The 7,540-nt window shown below is 56.3% G+C and carries 7 protein-coding genes; all 7 read right to left on the bottom strand.

The genetic code is table 11. From position 1 onward, the window contains the following. Positions 1-266: 266 nt before the first annotated feature. The 7 genes from ACK543_RS10515 to hfq all read right to left on the bottom strand — a co-directional run bounded on the left by ACK543_RS10515 (position 267) and on the right by hfq (position 7,471). Positions 267-791: a phosphoribosyltransferase gene (locus ACK543_RS10515; RefSeq protein ID WP_409942797.1), complete on the bottom strand. Its 525-nt coding sequence runs from the start codon at positions 789-791 to the stop codon at positions 267-269. 42 nt (positions 792-833) lie between these two features. Then, a complete protein-coding gene (locus tag ACK543_RS10510; protein ID WP_409942796.1) occupies positions 834-2,210 on the bottom strand; it encodes an adenylosuccinate synthase in 1,377 nt (458 codons plus the stop codon). 12 nt (positions 2,211-2,222) lie between these two features. Then, the gene (locus ACK543_RS10505) at positions 2,223-3,386 is read right to left on the bottom strand and encodes an ATP phosphoribosyltransferase regulatory subunit (RefSeq protein WP_409942795.1); all 1,164 of its coding nucleotides are present in this window, start codon (positions 3,384-3,386) and stop codon (positions 2,223-2,225) included. A 241-nt stretch (positions 3,387-3,627) separates the two neighbouring features. Continuing rightward, a complete protein-coding gene (hflC, locus tag ACK543_RS10500) occupies positions 3,628-4,542 on the bottom strand; it encodes a protease modulator HflC (protein ID WP_409942794.1) in 915 nt (304 codons plus the stop codon). A 9-nt stretch (positions 4,543-4,551) separates the two neighbouring features. Further along, positions 4,552-5,937 carry an FtsH protease activity modulator HflK gene (gene hflK / locus ACK543_RS10495; protein WP_409942793.1) on the bottom strand — a complete coding sequence of 462 codons (1,386 nt, stop codon included), beginning with the start codon at positions 5,935-5,937 and terminating at the stop codon, positions 4,552-4,554. A gap of 51 nt (positions 5,938-5,988) precedes the next feature. Continuing rightward, complete coding sequence (gene hflX / locus ACK543_RS10490; RefSeq protein WP_409942792.1) at positions 5,989-7,158, bottom strand: GTPase HflX; 1,170 nt, start codon at positions 7,156-7,158, stop codon at positions 5,989-5,991. Between the two features lie 58 nt (positions 7,159-7,216). Further along, positions 7,217-7,471, bottom strand: coding sequence for an RNA chaperone Hfq (gene hfq / locus ACK543_RS10485; RefSeq protein ID WP_409942802.1), 255 nt, complete (start codon positions 7,469-7,471; stop codon positions 7,217-7,219). Positions 7,472-7,540 lie beyond the last annotated feature (69 nt).

Here is a 7,540-nt window from a genome sequence, read left to right as displayed (position 1 = left end):
GTTTTTTGAAGTTCCGGCAAACTTTCTCGCTTCCTACCCAGCCAACAACCCGAGACTCAAACCACGCCAGCTCTCACCAGCAATCTTTTGCCCCAGTCATCGGCTCTAAAGAGCGAAGCCTTGTATTGTATACCGGTTTTTGAACCCCCAGCAAATGCAACCGCCTTTGCTCGAACTGAAGACCCACCCTACCCACCACAACCGATCGGGCTACCACACCACTCCCCCGTCTGCGCTGGGGAAGATATCGCAAGCAGAGATTTGCGTCAGAGGCGCCACTTGGCGAGCAATTTCTCGGGGCCGAGGCTATCGTAACTTTCAAACGGCTGGTGAATCCAGGGATTGGTGGGCAGGAACTCGACCGAGTAGTCAGCGGTAAACGACGAAATTCCCTTTGTCCAGATCACCGCGCTGCGCAACTCCGTGATGGGCGCATAGTTGGTCCTGAGCATGTTGATCACCGCATTCAGTGTGTGGCCAGAGTCTGCAAGATCGTCAACCAGCAACACCCTACCGGCAATCTCACCCCTTGGGGTCGTTATGAAGCGAGCAATGTCGAGATGCCCCTGCACCGTTCCCGCCTCCGCCCGATACGAACTCGTGGACATGATCGCCAGCGGTTTGTCGAAGATACGGCTCAGGATGTCTCCAGGCCTCAATCCACCCCGCGCAAGGCACAAAATGGTATCGAACTCCCACCCTGATTGGTAGATCTTCAACGCCAGCTTCTCGATGAGGCTGTGGTACTCATCGTAACTCACGTACAGATGCTTGCCGTCTTCGGTCAACATGTCGTTCTCCAAATCACCTGCGGGCTAGCCGACAGTAGCTAATCAATCCGCCTCGTACGGATGACGCATCACAATTGTGTGATCACGGTCAGGACTGGTTGAGATCATGTCGATCGGAACACCCGTGACCTCGGCAATACTCTCAAGGTAGTCGCGCGCGGCCTGCGGCAGCGCGCTGTAGGTGGTGACACCCACCGTAGAGTCACTCCAGCCTGGCATCACCTTGTAGACCGGCTTACACCGCGCGATGTCGTCCGCCCCCATCGGCAGCAGGTCGATATGCTCACCGTCCAGCTCGTAGCCGATACACAAAAAGAGTTCACTCAAGCCATCAAGCACATCAAGCTTCGTGATGCACAGCCCCGAAAGACCATTGACCTGAGCGCTTCTCTTGAGCAAGGCTGCGTCAAACCATCCGCAGCGGCGGCTTCGTCCGGTCGTCACGCCCTTTTCAGCACCCACCGTGCTCATGTGATGTCCGGGGGTGCCCGGCGTTTCCCAGTCAAGCTCTGTTGGAAACGGTCCCCCGCCCACACGAGTGCAGTAGGCTTTGGTAATCCCAAGCACGTAGTGCAGTATTCCCGGCCCTACACCCGCGCCTGCCGCAGCATTTCCGGCCACGCAGTTACTAGATGTGACATACGGATAGGTGCCATGATCCACATCGAGCAAGGTGCCTTGAGCACCCTCAAAAAGCAAATTAGCTCCAGCCGCATGTGCTTCATTGAGTTCACGGGAGACATCAGCCATCATCGGCTTGAGCAGCGTCGCATGGCGCATGGCTTCTGCATAAACCAGATCGAACTGCACTTTGCCGTCGACCATGTAGGGGCGCATCGCTTCACCGAACTGAAATGCCCCCGAGTTCAAATAGGTGCTGAGAACGTGGTTGTGCAAGTCGAGGAGGTCCCGCAGCTTCAAGGCAAAGCGTTCAGGATGCTTCAGATCCTGGACTCTGAGCGCGCGACGGGCAATTTTGTCCTCATAAGCCGGGCCGATGCCCCTACCTGTAGTTCCAATTTTCTCGGTTCCACCCTGCTCCCGGGCGGCCTCACGCGCCACGTCGATTGCAGCATGAAAAGGGAGGATCAAAGGACAGGCTTCGCTGATTCGAAGTCGCGAACGCACTTCCACGCCGGCTTTTTCTAACCCCTCGATTTCATCGAACAATTTGGCGGCGGAGAGGACCACACCGTTGCCGATGTAGCACTTGACCCCGGGGCGCATGATTCCGCTGGGTATGAGGTGCAATGCAGTTTTCACCCCGTTGATCACAAGCGTGTGGCCAGCGTTATGACCACCCTGAAAACGCACGACACCCTGGGCGCTCTCGGTCAACCAGTCGACTAGCTTTCCCTTTCCTTCGTCGCCCCACTGCGTGCCCACCACAACAACGTTGCGACCTTTGGTTGCTTTCATCACAGACTCACTTCAATTTTCAAAACAATCAATTGGCTGGACCACCCATTGGCCAGCCTTTTGGACAAGCTCACGGTCACAGCGAAATTCATCCACTTCGCTCTCCCAGCCCGGAAGAACGCACACCACCGTCTCCCCCGACTTACGCAGGGCCGCGATCGCAGCATTCACGTCAGCAGCCTCGTTCCAAGGAGCTCGGATTGCCGCTCGAAGTGCTCTAGGCTGCACGACAGAGACCACCTGCTTAATGTCCAGGCTGAATCCCGCTGCAGGACGGTTTCGGCCGAACACCCCCCCCACCTCGTCGTACCGACCTCCACGCACCAGAGCATCAGAGGCGCCAGGAGCGTAGATCGCAAACCGGACGCCGCTGTAATAGGCATAGCCACGCAAATCAGCCAAGTCGACACTGACCGAAACATCCGCGAGCTTTGAAGCAAGCCACCGCAAATTCGATAACACCTGATCCACTCCCGCTATGCCATAGAGGCATTTTTCTGCTTCATCCAACACGCTGATATCACCGTACAGATGTGGAAGCGCAAGGAGCCCCTCTCTGGATCGCTTGGGAAAGTCGCGAGTCAATGCCGCTAGAGCGCTCACGTCCTTCGTCGCTAAGGCGCTGTGAATTGACCCCACCAAAACCGGAGCTGGCGCCAGGCCCGCAAGCAGCGCGCGAACAAGTCGGACGTCTGCAAGATCCACGGTAGTTTGGGCAACCCCTGCCACTGCGAGTGATTCACGCGCTAGCTGCAAAGCCTCCAGATCCGCTTCAAGGCCTGCATGGCCATAGATCTCCGCCCCGAACTGAAGCGGTTCCCTTGTTGCATGCGGCCGATCCGGCCGAGCATGCAAAACCGGACCGCAGTAGCACAGCCGGGTCACACCTCTACGGTTGAGCAAATGCGCGTCAATACGAGCCACCTGAGGAGTCGTATCTGCCCGCAAACCCATCGATCGGCCAGACAACTGATCGACAAGTTTGAAAGTCTGAAGATCAAGAGCCTCACCCGTCCCAGTCAGCAGAGACTCGAGGTGCTCGAGCAATGGCGGCATGACGAGCTCATAACCGTAACAACGGGCGGTATCTAGAAGCCCGCGGCGCAGTTCTTCGATGTGTCGCGCCTCAGAAGGCAAAACATCGGCAATGTGATCCGGTAGGACCCAAGCGGACATGGACAATGGAGCGCTGTTAAAACCGCGATTCTACCGGCAGCACGCAACGCCAAGACCGTGCCCCCTCAAGACCTTGACCTAGGGGAAGGACGGCTCGAAATTCGAGAATCGTGTGAGTCAGCATACCAAAGCAAAGGCAGGGCCCTGTGACCTGCCGAGGCGCTAAGACTGGATGAAGTGAAGCCCGTGCGGGACTCGCCTATGGGCTCCTTCAGTCTCACCCCGCGCGATAGAAAAAGACTTACTTTCGAGAACCCGCAACGACAGGACCTGGTCCCGGCATTGCACCTCGAAATGTCTTGAAGAACTCCGAAGATGAAGAATCCAAGACCATGAAGTCGCCCTTCTTATTAAAGGTCGCCTTGTATGCTTCAAGGCTCCGATAAAACTGCGCAAACTGCGGGTCACGACCGAATGCCTCGGCATAGATTCGCGCAGCCTCCGCATCGCCCTGCCCCTTCACTTTCTGCGCATCGCGATAAGCGTTCGCTATCGTGATTTCTCGCTGACGATCGGCATCCGCGCGAATTTTTTCGCCCTCAGCAGCGCCAGTGGACCTCAGTTCGTTTGCAACGCGCTTTCGCTCAGCTTCCATGCGTCGATAGACCGACTCCGTGATCGACTCAACGTAATCGACTCGCGTGACGCGCACATCCACCACATCAACCCCCCAAGGCTTAGCCCCGCGTACCGCCTCGAGCACTTCACGCTTCACATCGGCCATCAGAGCCTCACGCTTCGCAGACAACAGTTCGTTGACCGTTCTCTTGTTGATTTCACCCTGAAAGGCGTTCCTGACGACCCTATTCAGTTGCAGTGCACCAGCACTCTCATCCAGCCCCACATTACGGATGTATTCCGTAGGTTCCGAAATTCGCCAGCGAACATACCAATCAATCACCACACGCTGCTTTTCTGCTGTCAGCATGGGCTCCGTGTCACTGCTGTCGAGTGTCAAAAGTCTCTTGTCGATATAAGAAACGTTTTGGAAGGGTGGCGGAAGCTTGAAGTTCAACCCGGGCTCGGTGATGACTTCCTTGATCTGCCCGAGCGCATAGAGCACGCCAAACTGGCGTTGGTCTACAACAAACAGCATGGAACTCATCAACGCCAGCGCCACCATTGAGATGGTCGCAAAAAAGCCTAGTCTATTCACGAAAAACTCCTAACGCGACTCGCGGTCACGCGTACGACTGCTGTCGCGTGCTCGGGGATCAGTAGATACCATGGGGGCGGAAGGGGCTGGACTAACAGCTCCTGATCCAGCTGCGGACAGGCCTGCCAGATCCCCCCCCCCAACCGAGCCACTTGTTGCGCCTTGAATGATCTTGTCCAACGGCAAGTACAGCAGGTTGGATCCCTGACGCGACTCCACTAATACCTTAGTCACGTTTCCGTAGATCTGCTGCATTGCTTCCAAATACATCCGATCCCGCGTTACTTGTGGCGCCTTTTGGTACTCCGCCAAGATCGAGGAAAACCGCTGGGCATCGCCCTGCGCTTGGGCAACAATGCGCGCCTTGTAAGCAGAAGCCTCTTCGTTGAGGCGGGCCGCCGAACCCACGGCCCTTGGAATCACATCATTAGCGTACGCTTGAGCTTCGTTTTTTGCACGCTCGCGCTCCTGCCCAGCTTTGAGCACATCGTCAAAGGACGACTGAACCTGTTCAGGCGGACGTACGCCACCCTGCTGTAGGTTGATGCCAACGACTTCTACGCCAACCTTGTATTGATCGAGGATGGATTGCATGAGCATTCTTACGCGGGGGCCGATCTGATCGCGCTCCTCCGCCAAGGCGGTGTCCATCCGCATTTTTCCAACGACTTCCCGCACCGCCGTCTCAGCGGCCTGAACAACCGCCGCCGACGGGTTTTTACTTTCGAATAGCCATGCCCTTGCATCATTGAGTCGGTACTGAACCGCAAACTTGATTTCAACGATGTTTTCATCTTCCGTGAGCATGGCCGACTCACGGAGACCAGTACTTTTGATCACAGTATCTCTACCAACATCGGCTGAACGAATCTGCGTCACAAACACAAGCTCATGGCGCTCGATAGGATAGGGGAGCCTCCAGTTGAATCCAGCACCTACCGTGCTTTTGTATTTACCGAACTGAGTAATGACCGCCTGCTGCCCCTCCTGCACGATGAAAAACCCAGTGCCCATCCAGATGAGGAAGGCGACCCCGGCGATCAGTCCCACGCCAACACTGGCACTTTTCATGTCGGGCTGAAAGCCGCCGCCAGGTCCCGATCCACCCGCGCCGTTGCGCCCATTAGCACCGCCGCCCTTGGAGCCAAAAACCCCGCCTAACTTACGATTGAGGTCGCGCCAAAGCTCGTCTAGATCCGGAGGCTGGCCACCGTTGCTGGGTCGCTGCTCACTTCCACGCTGCCCATTTGCGGGCCCTGCGGGACGTGAATCTGGACGCGTGTCATCCTCCGATTTGTCATCACCACGACCCCAACGAGGATCATTCAAGTTGAACATTCCCGTAAGACGGGCTGGTAGCGACGCCAAAAGTGGGATTCGGTATAGAAAATTCATGCGCAGGTCTCAGGTTCTCAAAGGGCGTCGGCAATTTGACATTGTGCCTAATTAGGTCCCATTGGCTGGTAATTCAGGGGCGGGGGCTGGGGGCATGCGTACATCCGACAGCAAGGCCCGGTTGGACAGCGCATTTCTTAGCGACTCCAATCCTTCGCCAGACCGAGCACTCACAAAGACACGGGGCGTGGCATCTCCTTGAACATCGTACTCGTCGACCAGACTGGAAGGCCGCTGGGCCGGTTCGAGCGCATCAAGCTTGTTGAAGACGAGTAACTGTGGCACTTCGGCAGCACCGATTTCATCAAGCACCTTCCATACCTGCGCCATCTGCTCCGGGAATCTTGGATTTGACGCATCCACAACATGCAAAAGCAGATCAGCATCTACGGCTTCTCGAAGGGTTGCCTCGAAGGCATCTACCAGCCCGTGAGGCAAGTCTCGGATAAATCCCACCGTATCTGAAAGCGACACAGATCGGCCCGCACCTGCTAGATAAAGCTGTCGGGTGGTTGTATCGAGCGTTGCAAACAGTTGGTCAGCCGCATAGGCATCGGCTTTCACGAGGGCGTTGAACAATGTGGATTTTCCTGCGTTTGTGTACCCCACAAGCGAGATGTTGAAGGTTTCTCGTCGGTCACGCTGACGACGTTGGGTCGCTCTTTGGCGCTTCACTTTAACCAAACGGTCGCGTGTCCTCTTGATCGCCTCGCCGATCATCCGACGATCCAATTCGATCTGCTTTTCGCCGGGACCCCCTCGAGCTCCAATACCGCCAGTCTGTCGCTCAAGGTGCGACCAGCGCCGCACCAATCGGGTGCTCAGATACTGCAACCGCGCGAGTTCTACCTGTAGCTTACCCTCATGACTGCGCGCCCTCTGAGCAAAAATCTCCAGGATTAGTAGGGTCCGATCGTTCACCGGAAGCTGCAGATGCCGCTCGAGGTTTCGCTGTTGTGCAGGGCTAAGGGCCTGATCAAAAAGAACCTCCACTGCCCCGTGCATCTGGGCAAGCATCCTAATCTCATCCGCCTTTCCGCTACCAATAAACAGGGCAGCGTCGGGCGCCTTGCGTTTACAGGTCACGCGGAATACAGGCTGAAGGCCTGCCGTTTCCGCAAGCAGCCCCAGTTCCTCGAGGTCACTGTCGAAATGTTCACTGCCAAGATCAACACCAACCAGGACAACCGGTACCAGGCTCCTCGAAACCTTAGAGCTCATAGGGTTGCGCGCTGTTGCGCGACCACCGAGACACCTTTCTGGAGTGCTTGCGACAACACTAAGCGCCGTGACCTTCAATGCCAGCGCTATCAGTCATAGAAAAGCTCACAGCGCGCCCCGGGACTATGGTGGAAATCGCATGCTTGTAGACCATCTGGGTCACAGTGTTGCGCAGCAAAACGACGTACTGGTCAAAGGACTCGATCTGCCCCTGCAGCTTGATGCCGTTCACCAGGTAAATGGACACTGGAACGTGTTCCCTACGGAGCGCATTCAGGAAGGGATCTTGCAAAAGCTGGCCTTTATTGCTCACGATATGCTCCGTGTTCAAAGTGTTGTTGTGAAACCGCACCTTACCACAGGGCGGAAGTCGCTTTGGAAC

The sequence above is a fragment of the Acidovorax sp. genome (genome assembly GCF_046341535.1).
Taxonomy (GTDB): domain Bacteria; phylum Pseudomonadota; class Gammaproteobacteria; order Burkholderiales; family Burkholderiaceae_C; genus Acidovorax.
The sequence above is the reverse complement of the archived record's forward strand: the minus strand, read 5'-3'. Positions and strand labels throughout refer to the sequence as shown.